General features: G+C 31.6%; 25 protein-coding genes and 1 pseudogene. 25 read left to right on the top strand and 1 reads right to left on the bottom strand.

Translation table 11 applies throughout. The annotated features are described in order from the left end of the window. The 15 genes and pseudogenes from V6C74_RS05990 to holA all read left to right on the top strand — a co-directional run bounded on the left by V6C74_RS05990 (position 1) and on the right by holA (position 11,632). Entirely contained in the window at positions 1 to 1,257 is a 1,257-nt protein-coding gene (locus V6C74_RS05990) for an NRAMP family divalent metal transporter (RefSeq protein WP_002436557.1), read from the top strand. A gap of 170 nt (positions 1,258 to 1,427) precedes the next feature. After that, on the top strand, positions 1,428 to 2,114 hold the full coding sequence (mtnN, locus tag V6C74_RS05995; protein ID WP_016898204.1) for a 5'-methylthioadenosine/S-adenosylhomocysteine nucleosidase: 687 nt from the start codon (positions 1,428 to 1,430) through the stop codon (positions 2,112 to 2,114). 21 nt (positions 2,115 to 2,135) lie between these two features. Beyond that, positions 2,136 to 2,660, top strand: a complete 525-nt coding sequence (locus tag V6C74_RS06000) for a YqeG family HAD IIIA-type phosphatase (RefSeq protein ID WP_002436733.1) — start codon at positions 2,136 to 2,138, stop codon at positions 2,658 to 2,660. Positions 2,661 to 2,663: 3 nt separating this feature from the next. Next, positions 2,664 to 3,764 carry a ribosome biogenesis GTPase YqeH gene (gene yqeH / locus V6C74_RS06005; RefSeq protein WP_002453372.1) on the top strand — a complete coding sequence of 367 codons (1,101 nt, stop codon included), beginning with the start codon at positions 2,664 to 2,666 and terminating at the stop codon, positions 3,762 to 3,764. Positions 3,765 to 3,780: 16 nt separating this feature from the next. Continuing rightward, positions 3,781 to 4,590 (top strand): shikimate dehydrogenase, encoded by an 810-nt coding sequence (gene aroE / locus V6C74_RS06010; RefSeq protein WP_002453371.1) that lies wholly within the window; start codon positions 3,781 to 3,783, stop codon positions 4,588 to 4,590. After that, positions 4,590 to 4,880, top strand: a complete 291-nt coding sequence (gene yhbY / locus V6C74_RS06015) for a ribosome assembly RNA-binding protein YhbY (RefSeq protein WP_002453370.1) — start codon at positions 4,590 to 4,592, stop codon at positions 4,878 to 4,880. Before aroE ends, yhbY begins: the two co-directional genes overlap by 1 nt. After that, a complete protein-coding gene (locus tag V6C74_RS06020) occupies positions 4,880 to 5,452 on the top strand; it encodes a nicotinate-nucleotide adenylyltransferase (protein ID WP_002453369.1) in 573 nt (190 codons plus the stop codon). Before yhbY ends, V6C74_RS06020 begins: the two co-directional genes overlap by 1 nt. Continuing rightward, entirely contained in the window at positions 5,442 to 6,026 is a 585-nt protein-coding gene (gene yqeK / locus V6C74_RS06025; RefSeq protein ID WP_103175537.1) for a bis(5'-nucleosyl)-tetraphosphatase (symmetrical) YqeK, read from the top strand. Before V6C74_RS06020 ends, yqeK begins: the two co-directional genes overlap by 11 nt. Beyond that, on the top strand, positions 6,027 to 6,380 hold the full coding sequence (gene rsfS, locus V6C74_RS06030) for a ribosome silencing factor (RefSeq protein WP_002436550.1): 354 nt from the start codon (positions 6,027 to 6,029) through the stop codon (positions 6,378 to 6,380). A 3-nt stretch (positions 6,381 to 6,383) separates the two neighbouring features. Continuing rightward, positions 6,384 to 7,103: a class I SAM-dependent methyltransferase gene (locus V6C74_RS06035; protein WP_016898202.1), complete on the top strand. Its 720-nt coding sequence runs from the start codon at positions 6,384 to 6,386 to the stop codon at positions 7,101 to 7,103. Between the two features lie 64 nt (positions 7,104 to 7,167). Next, positions 7,168 to 7,848, top strand: a pseudogene (locus V6C74_RS06040) (helix-hairpin-helix domain-containing protein). Between the two features lie 81 nt (positions 7,849 to 7,929). Continuing rightward, positions 7,930 to 8,391 (top strand): ComE operon protein 2, encoded by a 462-nt coding sequence (locus V6C74_RS06045; protein ID WP_002453367.1) that lies wholly within the window; start codon positions 7,930 to 7,932, stop codon positions 8,389 to 8,391. A gap of 3 nt (positions 8,392 to 8,394) precedes the next feature. Next, the gene (locus tag V6C74_RS06050; RefSeq protein WP_016898199.1) at positions 8,395 to 9,207 is read left to right on the top strand and encodes a ComEC/Rec2 family competence protein; all 813 of its coding nucleotides are present in this window, start codon (positions 8,395 to 8,397) and stop codon (positions 9,205 to 9,207) included. A gap of 49 nt (positions 9,208 to 9,256) precedes the next feature. Continuing rightward, complete coding sequence (locus tag V6C74_RS06055) at positions 9,257 to 10,612, top strand: DNA internalization-related competence protein ComEC/Rec2 (protein ID WP_256661458.1); 1,356 nt, start codon at positions 9,257 to 9,259, stop codon at positions 10,610 to 10,612. 45 nt (positions 10,613 to 10,657) lie between these two features. Beyond that, positions 10,658 to 11,632 carry a DNA polymerase III subunit delta gene (gene holA, locus V6C74_RS06060; RefSeq protein ID WP_016898197.1) on the top strand — a complete coding sequence of 325 codons (975 nt, stop codon included), beginning with the start codon at positions 10,658 to 10,660 and terminating at the stop codon, positions 11,630 to 11,632. Between the two features lie 58 nt (positions 11,633 to 11,690). On the opposite strand, the gene rpsT is transcribed toward holA, so the two are convergent. Next, entirely contained in the window at positions 11,691 to 11,942 is a 252-nt protein-coding gene (gene rpsT, locus V6C74_RS06065) for a 30S ribosomal protein S20 (protein WP_002436569.1), read from the bottom strand. 310 nt (positions 11,943 to 12,252) lie between these two features. On the opposite strand from rpsT, the gene lepA reads away from it, so the two are divergent. From lepA to rpsU, 10 genes are all read left to right on the top strand, one after another. Further along, on the top strand, positions 12,253 to 14,076 hold the full coding sequence (gene lepA, locus V6C74_RS06070; protein ID WP_002436542.1) for a translation elongation factor 4: 1,824 nt from the start codon (positions 12,253 to 12,255) through the stop codon (positions 14,074 to 14,076). Positions 14,077 to 14,178: 102 nt separating this feature from the next. Then, positions 14,179 to 15,303 (top strand): radical SAM family heme chaperone HemW, encoded by a 1,125-nt coding sequence (hemW, locus tag V6C74_RS06075; RefSeq protein WP_002453365.1) that lies wholly within the window; start codon positions 14,179 to 14,181, stop codon positions 15,301 to 15,303. A 99-nt stretch (positions 15,304 to 15,402) separates the two neighbouring features. After that, positions 15,403 to 16,380 (top strand): heat-inducible transcriptional repressor HrcA, encoded by a 978-nt coding sequence (gene hrcA / locus V6C74_RS06080; protein WP_002453364.1) that lies wholly within the window; start codon positions 15,403 to 15,405, stop codon positions 16,378 to 16,380. Positions 16,381 to 16,408: 28 nt separating this feature from the next. Continuing rightward, the gene (gene grpE / locus V6C74_RS06085; RefSeq protein ID WP_002453363.1) at positions 16,409 to 17,044 is read left to right on the top strand and encodes a nucleotide exchange factor GrpE; all 636 of its coding nucleotides are present in this window, start codon (positions 16,409 to 16,411) and stop codon (positions 17,042 to 17,044) included. 55 nt (positions 17,045 to 17,099) lie between these two features. Then, positions 17,100 to 18,929 carry a molecular chaperone DnaK gene (gene dnaK / locus V6C74_RS06090; RefSeq protein WP_002436539.1) on the top strand — a complete coding sequence of 610 codons (1,830 nt, stop codon included), beginning with the start codon at positions 17,100 to 17,102 and terminating at the stop codon, positions 18,927 to 18,929. Positions 18,930 to 19,076: 147 nt separating this feature from the next. Continuing rightward, a complete protein-coding gene (gene dnaJ, locus V6C74_RS06095; RefSeq protein ID WP_002453362.1) occupies positions 19,077 to 20,213 on the top strand; it encodes a molecular chaperone DnaJ in 1,137 nt (378 codons plus the stop codon). Between the two features lie 3 nt (positions 20,214 to 20,216). Then, positions 20,217 to 21,155, top strand: coding sequence for a 50S ribosomal protein L11 methyltransferase (gene prmA, locus V6C74_RS06100; protein WP_016898196.1), 939 nt, complete (start codon positions 20,217 to 20,219; stop codon positions 21,153 to 21,155). A gap of 1 nt (position 21,156) precedes the next feature. Beyond that, a complete protein-coding gene (locus V6C74_RS06105; RefSeq protein ID WP_002453360.1) occupies positions 21,157 to 21,909 on the top strand; it encodes a 16S rRNA (uracil(1498)-N(3))-methyltransferase in 753 nt (250 codons plus the stop codon). A gap of 5 nt (positions 21,910 to 21,914) precedes the next feature. After that, the gene (mtaB, locus tag V6C74_RS06110; RefSeq protein WP_002453359.1) at positions 21,915 to 23,261 is read left to right on the top strand and encodes a tRNA (N(6)-L-threonylcarbamoyladenosine(37)-C(2))-methylthiotransferase MtaB; all 1,347 of its coding nucleotides are present in this window, start codon (positions 21,915 to 21,917) and stop codon (positions 23,259 to 23,261) included. A 126-nt stretch (positions 23,262 to 23,387) separates the two neighbouring features. Further along, positions 23,388 to 23,564 carry a 30S ribosomal protein S21 gene (gene rpsU, locus V6C74_RS06115; RefSeq protein WP_000048060.1) on the top strand — a complete coding sequence of 59 codons (177 nt, stop codon included), beginning with the start codon at positions 23,388 to 23,390 and terminating at the stop codon, positions 23,562 to 23,564. The last annotated feature ends 30 nt before the right edge of the window (positions 23,565 to 23,594 follow it).

Genomic DNA, 23,594 nt, shown 5'->3' on the forward strand with positions numbered 1-23,594 from the left:
ATGGGAGAAAATTTTAAACAAAGCAACAATCAAGAAACAAAACAAAGTGGGAAAGAATTTAAATTTACAAAAGGTCATAGACGTTTATTATATGGTTCAGTATTTTTGATGGCTACTTCTGCCATTGGTCCGGCATTTCTTACTCAAACGGCTGTTTTCACAGCACAATTTTATGCTAGTTTTGCATTCGCTATTTTAATATCAATATTAATTGATATTGGTGCTCAAATTAATATTTGGCGTGTTTTAGTAGTTACTGGATTACGTGGTCAAGAAGTTTCAAATAAAGTTGTACCTGGATTAGGCACAGTGATATCAATATTAATAGCATTTGGGGGACTTGCATTTAATATAGGTAATATTGCAGGTGCAGGTCTTGGACTCAATGCAATGTTTGGTTTAGATGTTAAATGGGGTGCAGCTATAACTGCAATATTCTCTATCTTAATCTTTGTAAGTAAAAGTGGCCAAAAAATAATGGATGTAGTATCTATGATTCTAGGGGTAGTAATGATTTTGGTCGTTGCATATGTGATGGTAGTTTCTAATCCTCCATACGGTGATGCATTAGTACACATGGTTGCACCTGAACATCCAATTAAACTTATTTTACCTATAATTACTTTAGTTGGAGGCACTGTAGGTGGTTATATAACTTTTGCTGGAGCACACCGATTATTAGACTCTGGCATGAAAGGTAAAGAGTTTTTACCTTTCGTTAACAGATCTGCGATTGCAGGTATTTTAACAACAGGAGTTATGAGAACTTTACTTTTCTTAGCAGTTTTAGGTGTGGTTGTTACTGGAGTTACGTTAAGTGCAGAAAATCCACCTGCTTCAGTGTTTGAACACGCTATTGGTCCAATAGGAAAAAATATATTTGGTGTAGTTATTTTTGCAGCAGCGATGTCATCTGTTATCGGTTCAGCATATACAAGTGCAACCTTCTTGAAGACATTACATAAGTCTTTATTTAATAAAAATAATTTAATAGTCATTATGTTTATAGTTATCTCAACATTAATTTTCTTATTCATTGGTAAACCTGTAAGTTTACTTATAATTGCGGGAGCAATCAATGGTTGGATTTTACCAATCACACTAGGGGCTATCTTAATTGCTAGTCGTAAAAAATCTATTGTTGGAGATTATAAACATCCTACTTGGATGCTTGTTTTCGGAATCATAGCAGTTATAGTTACGATTATCACTGGTATTTTCTCTCTACAAGATTTAGCAAGCTTATGGAAAGGTTAATTATTTTTTATTACTTCACGTCGTTAAGATGTGAAGTATTTTTTATTAAAAAGTCTTAAAAATTTAATTATTTAACTCCCTATTGATAATTAACTTATCCTATCGTGATGAATTTTAAAATGTGATAAAATACGTAGTGCTAGGACTTTTTAAATGAGGTGTAAATAGAAATGATAGGCATAATTGGAGCTATGGAAAAAGAAGTAGGTATACTCAAAGATAAAATTGTCGACTTAAGTGAAATTAGTGTGGCACACGTAAAATTCTATACTGGTACACTTAATAATAAAGACATTGTTTTAACTCAAAGTGGAATAGGTAAAGTGAATGCTACTATATCTACGACTTTATTAATTGAAAAATTCAATCCTGATATAGTAATTAATACAGGTTCTGCTGGCGCTCTTGATGAGAGTTTAAAAGTGGGTGACGTATTAGTTAGTAATGAAGTCATTTATCATGATGTAGATGCAACAGCATTTGGTTATGCTTATGGTCAAATCCCGCAAATGCCAGAGCGTTATGAGTCTAGTGAAAAATTATTAGAAAAAACAATTGATATATTAAAACAGCAACAGCTAAATGGTAAAGTGGGCATGATTACTAGTGGCGATAGTTTTATTGGTAGTGCTCAACAACGAAATAAAATTAAATCACAATTTCCAGATGCAATGGCAGTAGAAATGGAAGCGACAGCTATTGCACAAACATGTTTCCAATTTAACGTTCCATTTATTGTGACGAGAGCAGTTTCAGATTTAGCTAATGGAGAAGCAGATATTTCATTTGAAGAATTTTTAGGTCAAGCTGCGATTTCTTCTAGTGAGACAGTTGAATTGTTAGTTAAATCATTATAAAAGTAAAGGTGAATTTATAAAATGGGTATTATTAAAAATTTATTTATGCCAAATGCATACGTACAATCTGTATTCGATATAGATATAGAAAAATTAGCGAGTATGGGAGTTAAAGGAATCATTACAGACCTGGATAACACCCTTGTTGGTTGGGACGTTAAAGAGCCTACCGAGAGAATTAAAGAGTGGTTCTCTAAAGCACGTGAGCTTGGTATTACAATTACAATTGTGTCGAACAATAATGAAGAACGTGTATCTAGTTTTTCTAAAGATTTAGAAGTAGATTTTATATTCAAAGCACGTAAACCAATGGGTAAAGCTTTTATAAAAGCTATTAAACAAATGAATATACAAGCTAAAGAAACTGTTGTTATTGGAGATCAAATGCTTACAGATGTTTTCGGTGGTAATCGCAATGGACTATATACTATTATGGTCGTTCCAGTTAAAAGAACTGATGGCTTTGTGACTAAATTTAATCGTCTAATTGAAAGACGCTTATTAAATCATTTTAGAAAAAAAGGTTATATCAAATGGGAGGAATAGTGTTTGAGTGAATTACTAAAATGTATTGGTTGTGGCGCTCCACTACAATCAGAAGATAAAAATGCTCCAGGCTATGTACCTGAACATAATATGTTCCGTGAAGATGTTATATGTCAAAGATGTTTTAGATTAAAAAATTATAATGAAGTTCAAGATGTTGGGATGGACAGTGAGGATTTCTTAAATTTATTAACTGGTCTTTCTAATAAATCTGGTATTGTAGTTAATGTTGTGGATGTTTTTGACTTTGAAGGTTCATTTATTAATGCAATTAAGCGTATTGTAGGTAATAAAAAAATCATTTTAGCTGCAAACAAACTTGATCTACTACCTAAACAAATCAATCAGCGTCGTGTAAAAGAGTGGTTAAAGAAAACTGCTAGAAAATACGGCTTAGAAGCCGATGATGTTGTACTTATTTCAGCCGATAAAGGTTGGGGCATTGAAGAGTTGATGCAGTCAATTAATCAAGTAAGAAATAATGAGGACGTTTATGTCGTAGGTACGACTAATGTAGGGAAATCTACTTTAATTAATAAATTAATTGAAATTAGTGTTGGTGAAAAAGATGTAGTAACTACTTCAAGATTTCCAGGTACTACTTTGGACATGATTGATATTCCGCTTGATGAAACTACGTTTATGTATGATACACCTGGTATTATACAAGAGCATCAAATGACAAACTATGTCTCTGATATAGAATTAAAAACTATTATGCCTAAAAAGGAAATAAAACAACGCGTATATCAACTAAATGAAGAACAAACATTATTTTTTGGTGGTTTAGCTAGAATTGATTATGTATCTGGAGGTAAAAGATCATTAGTATGTTTCTTCTCCAATGATTTAAATATCCATAGAACAAAAACTGAAAAAGCTAATGAATTATGGAAAAATCAATTGGGTTCACTTTTAACACCACCACATGACGCAAGTCAATTTGATTTAAATGACGTAAAAGCTGTTAGATTAGAAACTGGTAAAGCTAAACGTGATGTAATGATATCAGGCTTAGGATTTATCACAATTGACGAAGGTGCAAAAGTGATCGTGCGTGTACCCAAAAATGTAGACGTCATTTTAAGAAATTCTATTTTATAAAAGGGAGTGGTTGAGAATGAAATTTGCAGTAATTGGCCATCCGATTTCTCATTCTTTATCACCTATAATGCATAGTGCTAACTTTTCAAATTTAAGTTTAAATTACACCTATGAACCACTAGACATTCCTATTGACGAATTCCTCTTACTTAGAGACATCATTACTGAAAAGAAACTTAGTGGATTTAATGTCACTATCCCTCATAAAGAGCGGATAATTCCTTACCTAGACGAGGTAGATGAGCAATCTAAAACAGTTGGTGCGGTAAATACTGTTTTAATTAGAGATGGTAAGTGGATAGGCTATAATACAGATGGAATAGGTTATGTAACTGGCTTAAAGCAAATTTATGATGATTTAAAGAATGCTTATATACTCATATTAGGTGCTGGTGGTGCAAGTAAAGGAATTGCTAACGAATTAACTAAATTTGTTGAACCTAAATTAACGATTGCTAATCGTACAATGTCAAGATTTGAAGATTGGAATTTAGATATTAATGCTATTTCTCTAAATGACGCTGAGAAGTATTTGGATGAATTTGATATCGTTATTAATACAACACCTGCTGGGATGGATAAAAACAATGATAGTGTGATAAATCTAAGAAATTTATCTCCTCATACGTTAGTAAGTGATATAGTGTACATTCCTTATAAGACTCCAATCTTATTAGAAGCTGAAAGTAAAGGTAACCCCATTTATAATGGTTTAGATATGTTTGTGTATCAAGGTGCTGAAAGCTTTAAAATTTGGACAGGAGAACAACCTAATATTCAAATCATGAAAAATACTGTATTAGATAAATTAAAAGGAGATTTATAATGTTAACTGGAAAACAAAAGAGATACTTACGTAGTTTAGCTCATAATACTGATCCAACTTTCCAAATAGGTAAAGGTGGAATTAACGAAAATATGATTTCTCAAATTGATGAAACCTTAGAGAAAAGAGAACTCATTAAAATACATGTTTTACAAAATAATTTTGATGATAAAAATGAATTAGCTAATGAACTTAGTCAAGCAACTAAAAGTGAATTAGTACAAGTAATCGGGTCAATGATTGTACTTTATAAAGAATCTCAAGAAAATAAAGACATCTTTTTACCCTAATGTCTAAAAAGATTGTATTATACGGCGGTCAATTTAACCCGATTCATACCGCTCATATGGTGGTAGCTAGCGAGGTGTTCCATGAATTACAACCTGATGAATTTTATTTCTTACCTAGTTACATGGCTCCGTTGAAAGAACATCAAGATTTCCTAGATGCTTCTTATCGTATGAAGATGATTGAATTTGTCATAGAGGAATTAGGTTTTGGAAAAATTTGTACTAGTGAATTAGATAGAAAAGGACAAAGCTATACTTATGACACGTTGTCTGAAATAAAGCGTAACAATCCTAAAGATGAATTTTATTTTGTAATAGGAACTGATCAATATGAGCAACTTGATAAGTGGTTTAAAATTGACGAATTAAAAAAGTTGATCACCTTCGTTATAGTTAATCGTGAGTCAGATTATCAAAGTGTCGAAACTGGTATGATATCGGTTAAAATACCTCGTATTGATATTAGTTCAACAATGATTCGAGACCGTGTTAAAAATCATAAATCTATACAAGCACTCGTCCCTAATAAAGTGGAGGACTATATTGAGGAGGAAGGACTTTATGGAAATTAGTGAAGCTAAAAAGCGAGTGAAAGAAAAATTGCCCGAGAAGCGTTATAATCACTCGCTTAGAGTTGCTGAGACAGCTGTAAAATTAGCAGAAATATATGATGGAGATAAAGATAAAGCAGAATTAGCTGGTGTTTTACATGACTATTGTAAATATGATGATTTAAGTTCAATGTACCAGATTGTTAGACAATGTGAATTAGAGAGTGACTTACTTAGTTATGGAAGTGAAATCTTACACGGACCTGTTTGCGCTGCAATCATGGAACATGATTATCACATTGAAGATGAAGAGGTTTTACTAGCAATAAAATATCATACAACTGGGCGTCAGCAAATGACTAAAACAGAAAAGCTTATTTTTATTGCTGATTATATTGAACCTGGTAGAAAAACCCCAGGAGTTGAAGAAATTAGAGATATGGCATACAATCAAGGTAGCTTAGATAAAACAATTTATGAAATTTCTAAGCGAACAGTTTTATTTTTAATCGGTAAAGACATTACGGTATATGGCGCTACGATTGCATGCTTGAATTATTATAATTATAGTGACGAAAGAATAAAGGATGATTAAATGAGTTCAGAAGAATTATTAAATATTGCTGTCGAAGCGACAGAAAACAAAAAAGCAGAAGATGTAATTTCTCTTAATATGCAAGGTATCAGCGATATGACTGATTACTTTGTTGTGTGTCATGGTAACAATGAGCGACAAGTACAATCCATTGCAAGAGCTGTTAAAGAAGCTGTTCATGAGCAAGGTATTGATGTTAAACGTATGGAAGGTTATAACGACGCAAGATGGGTATTAATTGATTTAGCTAATGTTGTGGTTCATATTTTCCATAAAGATGAGCGAAATTATTATAATATCGAGAAATTATATCAAGATGCTCCGTATGAGTCATATGGTCAGGTTGCTTATTAAAATATGAGTCAATACGAAGATATGAGTTTGGTCTATGACCAGCTTACTCAAGATCAACCATATGATGCTTGGTTCAATATAGTTCAAACCTTTTCAAAGAGAGAATCTAATGACATTCTAGATTTAGGTTGCGGTACAGGAAATTTAACACATATGTTGGTTCCATTAGGCAATGTTATCGGAATGGATTTAAGTGTTGATATGTTAACTATCGCTAATCAAAAATCTAATGAGGTTAGATGGTTAGAAGGAGATATGACAAGTTTTAAGTTGAACCAAAAATTCAATATCATTACAATATTTTGTGATTCACTGAATTATTTATCTTCAAGTAAAGAAGTTAAAGAAACCTTTAATAAAGTTTACCAGCATTTAACCGATGATGGAGTATTTCTATTTGATGTGCATACTGTACATAAGATGAATACTTTATTTAATAATCAAAGTTATATTGATGAAACCGAAAATGTCTACTTAGCTTGGGAAGCAATTCAAGGTAATGAACCATTAAGTGTTTATCATGAAATGACTTTTTTCATTCATAATAATAATGGAAGTTATCGACGCTTTGATGAATCCCATTATCAACGCACATATGAAGAAGATGTTTATAAAAGGTTACTCAATGAGGCTGGTTTTAAAGAAATTAAAACTTTCACCGATTTTGATTTTAATCAAAAAGAAGAAGATGCTGATCGATTATTTTTCGTTGTAAAAAAATAGATTATGAAATAAATAGAAGTAAAATCACTCGTTCATACGTTATTAAGTGTGAAGGGGTGATTTTTTGTTTAACAAAGGTAATAAGTATATTGAATTTATTATTAAATGGAAAATTTATTTAATTATAGGTCTAGTAGTTTTAGCAATGGTAGTTTTAAGTCTATTTAATCATTATGAAGACAATAGCAAAGAGGACGAATTTAACAAAGAGATTAATAGCAAGCAGGTTAATTCTAAGAGATATAGTTCAACTAACAATGATAATAATGAAAAAGAAAGACAACCTCAAAGAGCAAACAACAATGAAAAAATTTTTATAGATATTAAAGGTGCAGTAGAACATCCAAATGTTTATCAGATGACAAACACTGAAAGAGTCATAGATGCAATTAATAAAGCTAAACCTCATAAGGATGCAGACTTATCACAAATAAACTTATCTGAAAGGTTAATAGATTAAAAGCTAATTTATGTTCCTAAAAAGGGAGAACACAGTCAATATAATACGGTAAATAATATTTCAAATAATAATATCAATCAAAATGAGGGAAATAAACAAATTAATTTGAATAATGCCACTGAAACGGATTTTAAAAGCATTCCAGGCGTCGGTCCTTCTAAAGCAAGAGAAATAATTAATTATAGAGAACAAAATGGAGGGTTCAAGAATATAGAAGATTTGAGAAAAATTAAAGGATTTGGCGAAAAAACATTTGAGAAAATTAAAGAACATCTTGTTGTTTAACTGGTCAATGATTGCATTTATAATTATAAATGATTAAGCTATAAATGTTGATTGTTATTCAAGATAAGGAGGCACCTTTACATGGAACGAATTAAATGGGAAGAATATTTTATGGCTCAAAGTCATTTACTTGCTTTGAGATCAACATGTCAGAGACTATCTGTAGGAGCTACTATTGTTAAAGATAATCGAATTATAGCAGGAGGCTACAATGGTTCAGTTGCCGGTGAAGTGCACTGCATAGATGAAGGTTGCCTAATAGAAGATGGACATTGTATCAGAACAATTCATGCAGAAATGAATGCATTACTTCAGTGTGCTAAACAAGGCGTTTCAACAGAGGGAGCGACAATATATGTTACACATTTCCCTTGTTTAAATTGTACTAAATCTATTATTCAATCAGGGATTAAAACAATTTATTATGCTGAAGATTACCACAATCATAATTATGCGATTAAGTTACTAAATCAATCTGGTATTGAATATAAAAAAATTCCATTTACACCGGAATATGTAGCTCAATATCTAACACAGGGGTAATCAATGATATACATAGCACTATCATTTTTAGTAGGGATACTTTGGATGAATTTCAAAGTTATCTCTATCTCTTTATTTTTCCTTTTAATCTTATTAATCTTCATCAAAAAACTTAAACTTCCAATAATCTTACTTATTGTTGTGTGTCCTTTCTTTTCAAATTATATTACTCAAACATATAACCAACGTGTTGACCATGAACAACTCATACTAATGTATAATCCAAAAGTTAATGATTACGTAAAATTTAAAACACTTAAAGTTCAAAATAATTTTATTACTGGAATATTAGTTTATAAAGGTAAAAATTATAATTTCTTTTATAATAACAATAATAAGACAAGCATTACCTCCCTCAAACATCACACTTGTAGTATAAATGGGGAATTCAAGTTTGATAAAGTTCCTCCATCAATTACATTGAATGAAATTCACACAAATTCATGTACTTTTAATGATAGGTTTAAATTCATTTATCTCCATCAAGACTATATAATCGATAAGATTCAACATTCAGGTGTAAATTATCCCAATCGAATTTTAGCACTGATTACAGGTAATCCATTATTATTCAATGCTGATTTTAGAGATAAAGTGAAGGATATAGGTATATATCATTTACTAGCAGTGAGTGGGACTCATGTAGCAGCAATTATACTTCTCATTCATCAACTTTTAGTGAGATTTAACACGCCGCTTGTCATTATTAAAACAATGATTATTAATGTTTTAGTACTATACGCTGTTTATACTGACTTTGTTCCTAGCGCAGTAAGAGCAATTTCAATCGCAATATTAGTTTTAATCCTTCCCTAAAAGATTCAGAAAATCTTCTATTGATTTGCTTTCTATCATATTTATTATGATGTTTATAAGCAATCCAGGTTATGTTTATGAGATAGGTTTTCAATTTTCTTTCTTAATTTGCTTTTTTATTTTACTATCACAACCTTATTTAAAAAAGTTAACTTCATTTCAAAGCATATTAGCCATTACATGTATAGCTCAATATAGTTCTATTATTATAAGTACATATCATTTTAATCAATTTCAATGGATTGGTTTCCTCTCGAATTTAGTTTTTGTGCCTTTCTACAGTTTCATACTTTTTCCTTCAATAATTTTCTTTTTTATTATGACTCACATTGTATCAAATTTTGAAATTCTAAATGTTTACATGAATAAAATTTATGAAATACATGATTTATTACTCCACTTCTTTTTAAATTTTAATAATTATAAGTGGTTTATACCTTCTTTAAGCGAAATTTATCTACTAATATTGTTAATAAATATATTGATTGCTTATTATTTATTAGTGTACAAAAAGATTTTTAAATCCCTAATATACTTTTTAATTACCTTAGTAATAATATCTACATTGAGTAAACCTTCAAACGCAGAGTTAACAATTTTTGATGTAGGCCAGGGGGATAGCATACTTTTCAAAAGTAATACAAATAAAACTGTATTAATAGATACTGGAGGGAAAGGAGAAGAAAACTTTGAATTTAAACATCATAATATTGCTAAATACAAAATACTCCCAAGTTTGAAGCGAAGAGGTATTACTACGATTGATTATTTAATTATTACTCATCCACATGCGGATCATATGGGGGAGCTTCCTTATATCATAGACCATGTTAAAATTAAAAATTTAATATTAAACAGTGATGGTTTTCCTAAGCATTTATTAAATCAAGTTCACAACGAATGCAAGAAAAAAAGGATAAATATAATTGAAGCTAAAAATATACCTCAAATAAAGATTGATGATACTGAATTAGAAATTTACGATACATTTATATCCTCAAGTTCCGATAAAAATGAGTATTCAATCATTACATTAATAAAATATAACAATAGAAATATTTTACTTATGGGTGATGCCACTAAAAACAATGAGGATATTTTATTGAAGAAATATCATTTGCCTACAATAGATATTTTAAAAGTAGGACATCATGGTAGTCGAGCAAGTAGCTCTGAAGAATTTATTAAGAAAATTCAACCAAGGTTAAGTTTGATTTCAAGTGGAAAACATAATAAATATAAATTACCTAATGATGAAGTAATTGAACGTTTAAAGAGATATGGAAGCTTAGTGTATGACACGCAACAAAACGGTGAAATGACGATTAATTTAGATAAACACCATTTAAATGTGATGAATGTTAAAAATCATCTAAAAACTATCGCTAGAGAAGTCAGTCAATAAAATGATATAATTTAAAAGTATGAGATATAGAGGAAGGATGCACTTATGAGCGACAATATCATAACTATCTATGGCGAAGTACCTGAACTTGTTGAGAAGAAAAGTTCAGAAATAGTAAATAATTATCTCGGACAAGAAAAAGATGATTTTAACTACGTTAAATTTAATATGTATGAAAATGATCTAACGCCCATCATTGAAGAAACATTAACTATGCCTTTTTTTTCTGATAAAAAAGCAATTGTAGTAAAAAATGCATACATATTTACAGGTGAAAAAGGTGCAAAGGAACTCAATCATAATCCAGAGCAGTTAATGGAATTTATAGAAAAATATGATGGGGATAATCTAATTCTTTTTGAGGTTTATCAAAATAAGTTAGATGAACGTAAAAAATTAACAAAATCACTTAAAAAAAATGCGCAACTCAAAAAAGTTGAACAAATGTCTGAAGAAGAAATAAAAAAATGGATTCAAAATAAATTACACGAAAATTATAAAGATATTAAACGAGATGCTTTAAATCTATTTATTGAACTAACAGGTATTAATTTCAACATTGTTTCACAGGAGCTTTCGAAACTTATGCTGTATATAAGAGATAGACCTACAGTTAATAAAGATGATGTTAATCAAATTATAAATAGAAGCTTAGAGCAAAACGTTTTTCTTTTAACTGAATATATTCAAAAAGGAAAAAAAGATAAGGCTATACAATTATTGAATGACTTAATTACTATGAAAGAGGAACCTATAAAACTTTTAGCTTTAATAACTAGTAATTATAGATTATATTATCAATCTAAGATTTTAGAACAAAAAGGGTACAGTGGCCAGCAGATTGCGAAGACAGTTAGTGCGCATCCGTATAGAGTGAAACTTGCTCTAAACCAAGCACGATACTATCAATTAAATGATTTATTAAACATTATTGATTCATGTGCAGAAACCGATTATAAATTAAAATCTTCTTATATGGACAAACAGTTAATTTTAGAATTATTAATTTTATCTTTATAGATTAATGATTAAACAAAAAAGATCAAGCATAGTGCTTGATCTTTTTTAATAAACTGAATTATTTGTTAGCTGTCATAAGTTGAGATTTAATACGATCAGCTTTGTTTGAGTGAATTAAGTTGCTTTGAGCAGCTTTATCAACTTGTTTAATTGCAAAACTTAATAATTCATTTTTGTTTTCAGCATCAGTAGAGATAGCTGTTTTAGCGCGTTTAACTGCTGTACGCATTGCATTCTTTTTAGAGATATTACGTGCTTCAGCTGTTTCAGTTGTTCTAACACGTTTAACTGCAGATTTAATGTTTGGCATTTCTGTCACCTCCTAAAAGTGAGCTTAACTTATCAAAATTTATTTGATTACAACAAGAAATATTTTATCAAATGTCTTACCTTTGTGCAATCATTTATTTATGCGTAATATTAATCATGTTTAGTAACTTTAACTATTGGAAAGTGTGTTTTAACTCTATATAATTAAAATTGTTAGGGTAAATAAATATTAATAGAAAATGAAAACTTCAGCTCTTAGATAGAGTGTTTGCAATTACCCTCTAAAAACGTTATCATATCAAAGATGTATACATATATCGGGTTAATATTATGAAAGTGAGAAGGATAAAATGGATAAGCAAGAACGCTATAATAGAAGAGAAAATATCAGAAATTTCTCTATCATTGCACACATAGATCATGGGAAATCAACGTTAGCGGATAGAATCCTTGAAAATACAAAATCAGTTGAAACACGTGAAATGCAAGATCAACTACTTGATTCCATGGACCTTGAAAGAGAACGCGGTATTACTATAAAGTTAAATGCTGTTCGTTTGAAATATGATGCTAAAGATGGTCAAACATATACTTTCCATCTTATAGATACACCAGGACATGTCGACTTTACATATGAAGTGTCGCGTTCATTAGCTGCATGTGAAGGCGCAATTTTAGTTGTAGATGCCGCTCAAGGTATTGAAGCTCAAACTTTAGCAAATGTATATTTAGCTCTTGATAATGACTTAGAGTTATTACCAGTTGTTAACAAAATTGATTTACCTGCAGCTGAACCTGAAAGAGTTAAACAAGAATTAGAGGATGTTATTGGTTTAGACCAAGATGATGTAGTACTTGCTAGTGCCAAATCAAATATCGGTATAGAAGAAATTTTAGAAAAAATAGTAGAAGTTGTACCAGCTCCTGATGGAGATCCTGATGCACCTTTAAAAGCTCTAATATTTGATTCAGAGTATGATCCTTATAGAGGCGTTATCTCATCTATTAGAATCATTGATGGTGTAGTTAAAGCCGGGGATAAGATTAAAATGATGGCTACAGGTAAAGAATTTGAAGTGACAGAAGTAGGCATTAATACACCTAAACAACTTCCTGTTGAAGAATTAACAGTGGGAGACGTAGGATATATCATTGCAAGTATTAAAAATGTTGATGATTCACGTGTAGGTGATACTATCACATTAGCTAATCGTCCTGCAGATAAGCCACTCAAAGGTTATAAAAAAATGAATCCAATGGTTTATTGTGGTCTATTCCCAATAGACAATAAAGATTACAATGATTTACGTGAAGCGTTAGAAAAATTACAACTCAATGATGCTTCACTCGATTTTGAGCCTGAGTCTTCACAAGCATTAGGGTTCGGATATAGAACTGGTTTCTTAGGCATGTTGCATATGGAAATTATTCAAGAAAGAATTGAGAGAGAGTTCGGTATTGAATTAATTGCAACGGCTCCTTCAGTTATATACGAATGTATTTTAAAGGATGGAACTGAAGTTACTGTTGACAATCCAGCTCAGATGCCAGAAAGAGACAAAATAGAACATATTTATGAACCATTTGTAAGAGCTACAATGATGGTACCTAATGATTATGTTGGTGCAGTGATGGAACTATGCCAACGTAAGCGAGGTCAATTTGTAAATATGGATTATTTAGATGATATAAGAGTAAACATTGTTTATGAAATTCCATTATCTGAAGTTGTGTTTGACTTCTTTGACCAACTTAAGTCTAATACTAAAGGTTATGCTTCATTTGATTATGAATTCATTGAAAATAAAGAAAGTAATCTAGTTAAAATGGATATCTTACTTAATGGAGATAAAGTGGATGCCTTAAGTTTCATCGTCCATAGAGACTTTGCATATGAAAGAGGTAAAGCACTTGTTGAAAAATTAAAAACACTTATACCTAGACAACAGTTCGAAGTACCTGTTCAAGCAGCTATAGGTCAAAAAATTATAGCCCGTACAAATATTAAATCTATGGGTAAAAATGTTTTATCTAAATGTTATGGTGGCGATATTAGTCGTAAACGTAAGCTTTTAGAAAAACAAAAAGCAGGTAAAGCAAAAATGAAAGCTGTAGGAAATGTTGAAATTCCTCAAGATGCTTTCCTAGCTGTGCTTAAAATGGAAGATGAATAGTTTATAATAATTTAAATAACATTGAAGCGGGATGTTGAAATCGTTGTATAAAGAAATTGATTTCACTTCCGCTCTTTTTACGTTAGTGAATGGGGGGGTTTTTTGACAGTTAAAAGTGCTTATATACATATACCATTTTGTGTAAGAATCTGTACTTATTGTGATTTTAATAAGTATTTTATAGATAAGCAGCCAGTAGATGAATATTTAGATGCGCTCATTAAAGAAATGCAAGTTGAAAATAATAGAAAGCTTGAGACAATGTATGTTGGCGGAGGGACACCCACTGCATTGAATATTGTACAACTTGAAAAACTACTAAAAGCTATTAATAACACGTTTACTATTCATGGAGAATATTCATTTGAAGCTAATCCCGATGAATTAACTTATGAGAAAGTAGCACTTTTAAAAAAATATGGTGTTAATAGAATTTCGATGGGAGTACAAACGTTTAAGCCAGAGTTGTTAGAAATTCTTGGACGAACTCATAAAACTAATGATATCTATAGCGCTGTAAACAACGCTCGCAAGGCAGGTATTAATTCAATTAGCCTTGATTTAATGTATCATTTACCACAGCAATCATTAGAAGATTTTAAACAAAGTTTAGAATTAGCTTTAGAAATGGATATTGATCATATTTCGAGCTATGGTCTTATTCTTGAACCAAAAACTCAATTTTACAACATGTATAGAAAAGGACATTTAAAGCTTCCTAATGAGGATTTAGGGGCAGATATGTACCAATATTTGATGAAACGATTAGAGGATTCTAATTTAAATCAGTATGAGATTTCTAATTTCGGGAAAAAAGGTCACGAATCAACTCATAACAAAGTCTATTGGCTTAATGAAGAATATTATGGTTTTGGTGCAGGAGCAAGTGGTTATGTGGATGGTGTAAGATATACCAATCTCAATCCAGTTAATCATTATATTAAAGCTATTTATAACAATGAGGAACCTATACTTACAAAGAACACCCCAACTTTTGAAGAGAGAATGGAAGAGGAGATGTTTCTTGGCTTAAGAATGAACCAAGGTGTTAGCATATCAAGATTTAAGAGAAAATTTGGTATAAATATTGAAGAAGTATTTGGTCAAACAATTACGGATTTAATAAATAGAAATTTATTAGAAAATAAATGTGGTTATATATCATTAACTGAACGTGGTAAAGTCATTGGGAATGAGGTTTTTGAGGCTTTTTTACTCAACGTATAAAAAATTTGATATTTTAATGCTTTAACATTGACTTACTTTGACCTTTTTGATAAATTATAATTAGCACTTGAGAGAAAAGAGTGCTAATGAGGTGAAAACATGATTACAGAAAGACAATTAAGCATTCTTAATGCAATTGTTGAAGATTATGTTGATTTTGGACAACCGATTGGTTCTAAAACATTAATTCACCGACATAATTTAGAGGTAAGCCCAGCAACTATTAGAAATGAAATGAAACAGCTTGAAGATATGAACTTCATTGAGAAGACGCATACTTCATCTGGCAGGACTCCCTCAGAATTAGGTTTTAGATACTATGTCAATCGTTTATTAGAACAAACATCTCATCAAAATCAAAACAAAATTCAACGTTTAAATCAATTATTGATTGAGAATCACTATGATATTTCTACAGCATTGACATACTTTGCTAATGAACTATCTATGAAATCTCAATATGCAACGTTGGTTGTACGTCCAAATCACAATCAAGATATTATTAATAATATTCATTTGATTCAAGCCAATAGTCATTTGGTTATATTAGTTATGGTCTTTTCATCCGGACATGTCGAAAATATTCATGTTGTAACTCAAATACAACTTAATCATCTCAATCTAAACAGAATAGCTAACTTTTTAACTGTCCATTTCAATAAACATAACCAAGATATGCAACACGAGATTAAAAGTTTTGTTAATTCTAGTGATGAACAAGAGTTAGTAAATGAGATGATTGAATTAATTAATATTCATATTAATAATCAAAGTAATAGCATTTACATGGGTGGAAAGGTTAAACTTATTGATGCGTTAAACGAAACTAACGTATCATCGATTCAACCTATATTGCAGTACATTGAATCAAATAGAATAACTGAACTTTTAGATGATATTTCTACTTCTCAAATCAATGTTCGAATAGGAAAGGAAATTGATGAGAGCTTAAGTGATATCTCCATAGTTACTAGTCAGTATCATGTTGATGAATCACTTAAAGGACAAATTGCGGTCATAGGACCAACTGCGATGCATTATCAAAATGTAATTCAATTACTTAACCAAATATGGTAGTAATTAGAATTGTATTGGAGGTCAGAAAATGACAGAAAAAGATCAATCAGTGAATAATACTGAGGAAGAAGTTAATTCAGAAGAGAATGTAGAAACTCAAAATGTTGATAATTCTCAAGACTCAGTTGAAAATACTGACAATAGTGAAGTAAATGAAGATCATTTGCAAGAAGATTCTCAGGAAGAAGTTCAAACTGAGGATGTAGATCCTAAAGATGAGAAAATTCAAGAATTAGAAAAGCTAGCAAATGATAATGAAGAGAAATATTTAAGATTGTACGCTGAATTTGAAAATTATAAGCGTCGAATTCAAAATGAAAATCAAATTAACAAAACTTATCAAGCTCAAGGTGTTTTAACTGACATCCTTCCGTCAATAGATAATATTGAACGTGCATTACAAATTGAAGGTGATGATGAATCATTTAAATCACTACAAAAAGGTGTCCAAATGGTTCATGAAAGTTTACTTAGAGCTTTAAAAGATAATGGTCTTGAAGAAATTGAAGCTGAAGGTCAAGAATTTGACCCTAATCTTCATCAAGCGGTGGTTCAAGATGATAATCCTGATTTTAAATCGGGGGAAATCACTCAAGAACTTCAAAAAGGTTACAAACTTAAAGATCGCGTCTTGAGACCATCAATGGTAAAAGTAAATCAATAAACTGATTGAAAAAACATTGTATAAAATTACAAAATGATATTGGAGGAATTTTATTATGAGTAAAGTAATCGGAATCGACTTAGGTACAACAAACTCTTGCGTTGCCGTATTAGAAGGTGACGAACCAAAAGTAATTCAAAATCCAGAAGGCGCACGCACTACTCCTTCAGTAGTTGCTTTTAAAAATGGTGAAACTCAAGTAGGTGAAGTTGCTAAACGTCAAGCAATCACTAACCCTAATACAGTTCAATCAATTAAACGTCATATGGGTACAGACTACAAAGTAGATATCGAAGATAAATCATACACTCCACAAGAGATTTCAGCTATGATTTTACAAAACTTAAAAAGTACTGCTGAAAGTTATTTAGGAGATACAGTTGATAAAGCAGTTATCACTGTTCCAGCTTACTTCAATGATGCTGAACGTCAAGCTACTAAAGATGCTGGTAAAATCGCTGGACTAGAAGTTGAACGTATTATCAACGAACCTACTGCAGCTGCTTTAGCTTACGGTTTAGACAAAACTGAACAAGATCAAAAAGTTCTTGTATTTGACTTAGGTGGCGGTACTTTCGACGTGTCAATCCTTGAATTAGGTGACGGAGTATTTGAAGTATTATCTACTGCAGGTGACAATAAACTTGGCGGTGACGATTTCGACCAAGTAATTATTGATTACTTAGTTTCAGAATTTAAAAAAGAAAATGGCGTAGATTTATCTCAAGATAAAATGGCACTACAAAGATTAAAAGACGCTGCTGAAAAAGCTAAAAAAGACTTATCAGGTGTATCTCAAACTCAAATTTCACTTCCATTTATTTCAGCTGGAGAAAGTGGTCCATTACATTTAGAAATTAGCTTAACTCGTTCTAAATTTGAAGAATTAGCAGATTCATTAATTAGAAAAACAATGGAACCAACTCGTCAAGCACTAAAAGATGCTGGCTTATCAACTTCTGATATTGATGAAGTTATCCTTGTTGGTGGTTCTACTCGTATTCCAGCAGTACAAGAAGCTGTTAAAAAAGAAGTAGGTAAAGACCCTCATAAAGGTGTAAACCCTGATGAAGTAGTAGCTATGGGTGCTGCGATCCAAGGTGGTGTCATCACTGGTGATGTTAAAGACGTGGTATTACTAGACGTAACACCATTATCACTAGGTATTGAAATCATGGGCGGACGCATGAACACATTAATTGAACGTAACACTACTATTCCAACATCTAAATCACAAGTTTATTCAACAGCAGCTGATAACCAACCAGCAGTTGATATTCACGTTTTACAAGGTGAACGTCCAATGGCTTCAGATAACAAAACTCTTGGTCGTTTCCAATTAACTGATATTCCACCTGCTCCACGTGGTGTACCTCAAATCGAAGTAACATTTGATATTGATAAAAATGGTATCGTTAATGTAACTGCTAAAGATTTAGGAACTAACAAAGAACAAAATATCACTATTCAATCAAGCTCAGCATTATCTGATGAAGAAATTGATCGCATGGTTAAAGATGCTGAAGAAAACGCTGAAGCAGATAAAAAACGTCGCGAAGAAGTGGACTTACGTAACGAAGCTGATAGCTTAGTATTCCAAGTTGAAAAAACTATCACTGATTTAGGCGACAATATTAGTGAAGATGATAAGAAAAATGCTGAAGAGAAAAAAGATGCGCTTAAATCTGCACTTGAAGGTGAAGATATGGAAGACATCAAATCTAAAAAAGAAGAACTTGAAAAAGTTGTTCAAGATTTATCAGCTAAAGTATACGAACAAGCTCAACAAGCACAGCAACAAGCTCAAGGAGAACAAGGTTCTCAAGACAGCACTGTAGAAGATGCGGACTTTAAAGAAGTAAAAGATGACGAAGATAAAAAATAATTCTAGGTTGAGTTAGTATATAAGTTTAATTTATGACTAAGCCAAAAAAGTCAAAGTCAATTGAACATTGGCTTTGGCTTTTTATTTGGATAGTAAGAATTAATCAGATAAACTAATCTTGTTAAACGTATAAAAGGAGAGATAGTTGTGGCCAAAAGAGACTATTATGAAGTCTTAGGCGTAAGTAAAAGCGCTTCTAAGGACGAAATTAAAAAAGCTTATCGTAAATTATCAAAAAAATATCATCCAGACATTAATAAAGAAGAAGGCGCAGACGAAAAATTCAAAGAAATCTCCGAAGCTTATGAAGTTTTAAGTGATGATAATAAACGTGCAAATTATGACCAGTTTGGACATGAAGGCCCACAAGGAGGATTCGGTAGTCAAGGTTTCGGTGGCGGAGACTTTGGCGGGTTTAGCGGAGGTGGATTTGAAGACATTTTCAGTTCATTCTTCGGTGGTGGTTCAAGACAACGTGATCCTAATGCGCCACGTAAAGGTGATGATTTACAATATACTATGACTGTTACCTTTGAAGAAGCTGTTTTTGGTACTAAAAAAGAAATTTCTATTAGAAAAGATGTAACATGTCATACGTGCGATGGTGAAGGCGCGAAACCTGGAACAAGTAAAAAAACTTGTAGCTATTGTAATGGAGCTGGTCATGTTTCCGTCGAACAAAATACAATTTTAGGTAGAGTCAGAACTGAACAAGTTTGTCCTAAATGTGAAGGTAGTGGTCAAGAATTTGAAGAGCCATGTCCTACTTGTCACGGTAAAGGAACTGAAAATAAAACTGTTAAATTAGAAGTTACAGTTCCAGAAGGTGTAGATACTGAACAACAAATTCGTTTAGCTGGTGAAGGTTCACCAGGTGTAAACGGTGGTCCTCACGGTGATTTATATGTAGTGTTTAGAGTTCAACCTTCCGATACATTTGAACGTGATGGAGATGACATTTACTACAATTTAAATGTGAGCTTCCCTCAAGCTGCCTTAGGCGATGAAATCAAAATACCAACTTTAAATAGTAATGTAGTGCTAACAATACCTGCAGGTACACAAACAGGAAAGCAATTCCGTCTTAAAAATAAAGGTATTAAGAACGTTCACGGTTATGGTTATGGAGATTTATTCGTTAATATTAAAGTAGTTACTCCAACTAAAATGAACGATAGACAAAAAGAAATTATGAAAGAATTTGCTGAAATTAATGGCGAAGACGTGAGTGAACAACCTTCTAATTTTAAAGATAGAGCAAAAAGATTCTTCAAAGGAGAATAGAGAATGAATTGGACGGAACTCTCAATTGTAGTTAATCACGATGTTGAATTTGAAGTAACTGAGATACTTGAAGATCATGGTTCTAATGGTGTAGTCATTGAAGATTCAAGAGACTTAGAAACACCACCATCAGATAAATTTGGTGAGATTTATGAATTAAACCCTGAAGATTATCCTAGTAGTGGTGTTCGTTTAAAAGCTTATTTTAATGAACTTACATTCAATGATGAACTCAGAAAGAGTATTAAGAATAATATTTTAAATGTATCAAATTTAGATAAAGGAGTACTTACATTTTCAGAAAAGGGAATTGCGGAGAAGGATTGGGCGAATGAATGGAAAAATTATTTCCGTCCCTTTAAAGCTTCTAATCGATTTACCATAGTTCCAAGTTGGGAAACTTACACAAAAGAAAACAGTGATGAGTTATGTATTGAACTCGATCCTGGTATGGCTTTCGGTACAGGTGACCACCCAACTACTAGTATGTGTTTAAAAGCTATTGAAGAATATGTTCAAACAACTGATTCTATTATTGATGTTGGAACAGGTTCAGGTATATTAAGTATTGCCAGTCATCTCGTTGGTGTTAAAAGAATTAAAGCATTAGACATTGATGAAATGGCAGTAAATGTTGCTAAGGAGAACTTCAAAAAGAATCGTTGTGAAGACGCAATTGAAGCTGTTCCCGGTAATTTATTAAAAGAAGAAAAAGAGAAATATAATATCGTTATTGCAAATATTCTTGCTCACATTATTGAAGAAATGATAGAAGATGCTTATAATACATTATTTGAAGAAGGATATTTTATTACTTCAGGTATTATAGAAGAAAAATATGAAGAGATAGAATCTCATATGAAGCGTGTTGGTTTTAATATCATTTCTGTAGAACATGACAACGGTTGGGTCTGCATCGTTGGTCAGAAAGTGAGTGATTAATTTGCAAAGATATTTTATTAATCAAAGCGCTGATAAACTTCAGCGCTTTTTTATTGAAAATAAAGAAGATATTCATCATATAAAAAATGTCATGCGTTATAGTGAAGGTGATTCAGTTATCGTTACATTTCTAAATCAAACAGTGTACAAGTGTCAAATAAAAGCTTTAAACGATAATTATGTTGAACTAGAGTTAAAAGATAAACAAAACATTGAAACAGAATTACCTCAACATATCACTATTTGTAGCGGATTGATTAAGGCTGATAAGTATGAATGGATGATTCAAAAAGCAACTGAAATGGGCGCTAATGAATTTATTGCAGTTGGTATGGACCGTTCAGTAGTTAAATTGAATGAATCTAAAGTTGCTAAAAAGTTAGAAAGATGGCAAAAAATTATTAAAGAAGCTGCAGAACAAAGTTATCGTTTAACAATTCCTAATATTTATTTTAAGTCGAATTTACAGGAAATTTATGATATTATAAGTCATTATGACTATGTTCTTATAGCATATGAAGAACAGGCTAAACATGGTGATTTAAGTCATTTTAAACAAATTATAAAGCAATTTAAAACACAAGATCGTGTTTTAATGATATTTGGACCTGAAGGCGGTTTATCTGATAAAGAAGTGTCTTTATTCAGTGAAAATAGTACTTTAGTAGGCTTAGGTCCACGTATTTTACGGGCAGAAACTGCACCTCTATATGCTTTGAGTGCAGTGAGTTTTGAAAAAGAATTATTGGGGTGAAGACGATGTCAACAGTTGCATTTCATACATTAGGTTGTAAAGTCAATCACTATGAAACTGAAGCAATATGGCAATTATTTAAAGAAGCAGATTACGATAGAGTAGATTTTGAAACAAATGCAGATGTATTTGTTATTAATACTTGTACTGTTACGAATACTGGAGATAAAAAAAGTAGACAAATTATTAGACGTGCGATCAGACAAAATCCTAAAGCAGTTGTATGCGTTACAGGTTGTTATGCACAAACATCTTCAGCTGAAATTATGGAAATTCCTGGCGTGGATGTAGTTGTCGGTACTCAAGACCGTCATAAATTATTAGACTATATTGATCAATTCCAAGAAGAGAGACAACCAATTAACGGTGTTGGTAATATAATGAAGAATCGTACATATGAGGAGCTAGAAGTTCCTTACTTTACCGATAGAACTAGAGCCTCTTTAAAAATCCAAGAAGGATGCAACAATTTTTGTACGTTTTGTATTATACCTTGGGCACGCGGCTTGATGAGATCACGTGATCCTGAGAAAGTTGTAGAACAAGCTTCACAATTAGTAAACTCTGGCTATAAAGAGATTGTTTTAACTGGTATTCATACTGGTGGTTATGGTCAAGATTTAAAAAATTATAATCTAGCGCAATTGTTAAGAGATTTAGATGAAATTGAAGGCTTAGAGCGTATCCGAATCTCATCTATCGAAGCGAGCCAATTAACCGATGAAGTAATAGAGGTTATTGGCAATTCAAACAAAGTAGTAAGACATTTACATGTTCCGTTACAATCTGGTTCAGATTCAGTTTTAAAACGTATGAGACGTAAATATACTATGGAACATTTCTCTGAGAGATTAACAGAATTACACAAAGCATTGCCTGACTTAGCTGTAACAAGTGATGTAATAGTAGGATTCCCTGGAGAAACTGAAGAAGAATTTCAAGAAACCTACGATTTTATTGTTAAACATCAATTCTCTGAATTACATGTGTTCCCATATTCACCAAGAATCGGTACACCAGCAGCTCGAATGGACGATCAAATCGATGAATCTGTTAAGAATGAACGTGTGCATAAATTGATTGCTTTAAGTGACCAACTTGCTAAAGAGTATGCCTCTAAATTTGAAAATGAAGTGCTTGAAGTAATACCTGAAGAAAAAGGCGAAGAACCGAATACATTGGTAGGTTATGCAGATAACTATATGAAAGTTCAATTTGAAGGTGATGAATCACTAATTGGACAAATTGTTAAAGTAAAAATTCTTAAAGCTGACTATCCTCTAAATGATGGTAAAGCCATTAGAGTAGTTGAGCATGCTACGAATAAATCTGAAGAAGAAGTACTTGTCTAAATATTTAAAAAATGTAAATTTTACTAATTGACCACCTATTTGAGTTATATTATACTAATAGTTGCATAGTTTTTACTATGTGATGACTATAAAGTTCCGTTGATATTTGGAGGGAGGGAAATACAGATGTCTAAAACAGTAGTACGTAAAAACGAATCACTAGAAGATGCTTTACGTAGATTTAAACGTTCAGTATCAAAAAGTGGAACAATTCAAGAAGTACGTAAACGTGAATTTTACGAAAAACCAAGCGTTAAACGTAAAAAGAAATCAGAAGCTGCACGTAAACGTAAATTCAAATAATTAATAGCTCTGTTGACTCCCTCAACACGA

The organism is Staphylococcus capitis subsp. capitis (assembly GCF_040739495.1).
GTDB lineage: Bacteria > Bacillota > Bacilli > Staphylococcales > Staphylococcaceae > Staphylococcus > Staphylococcus capitis.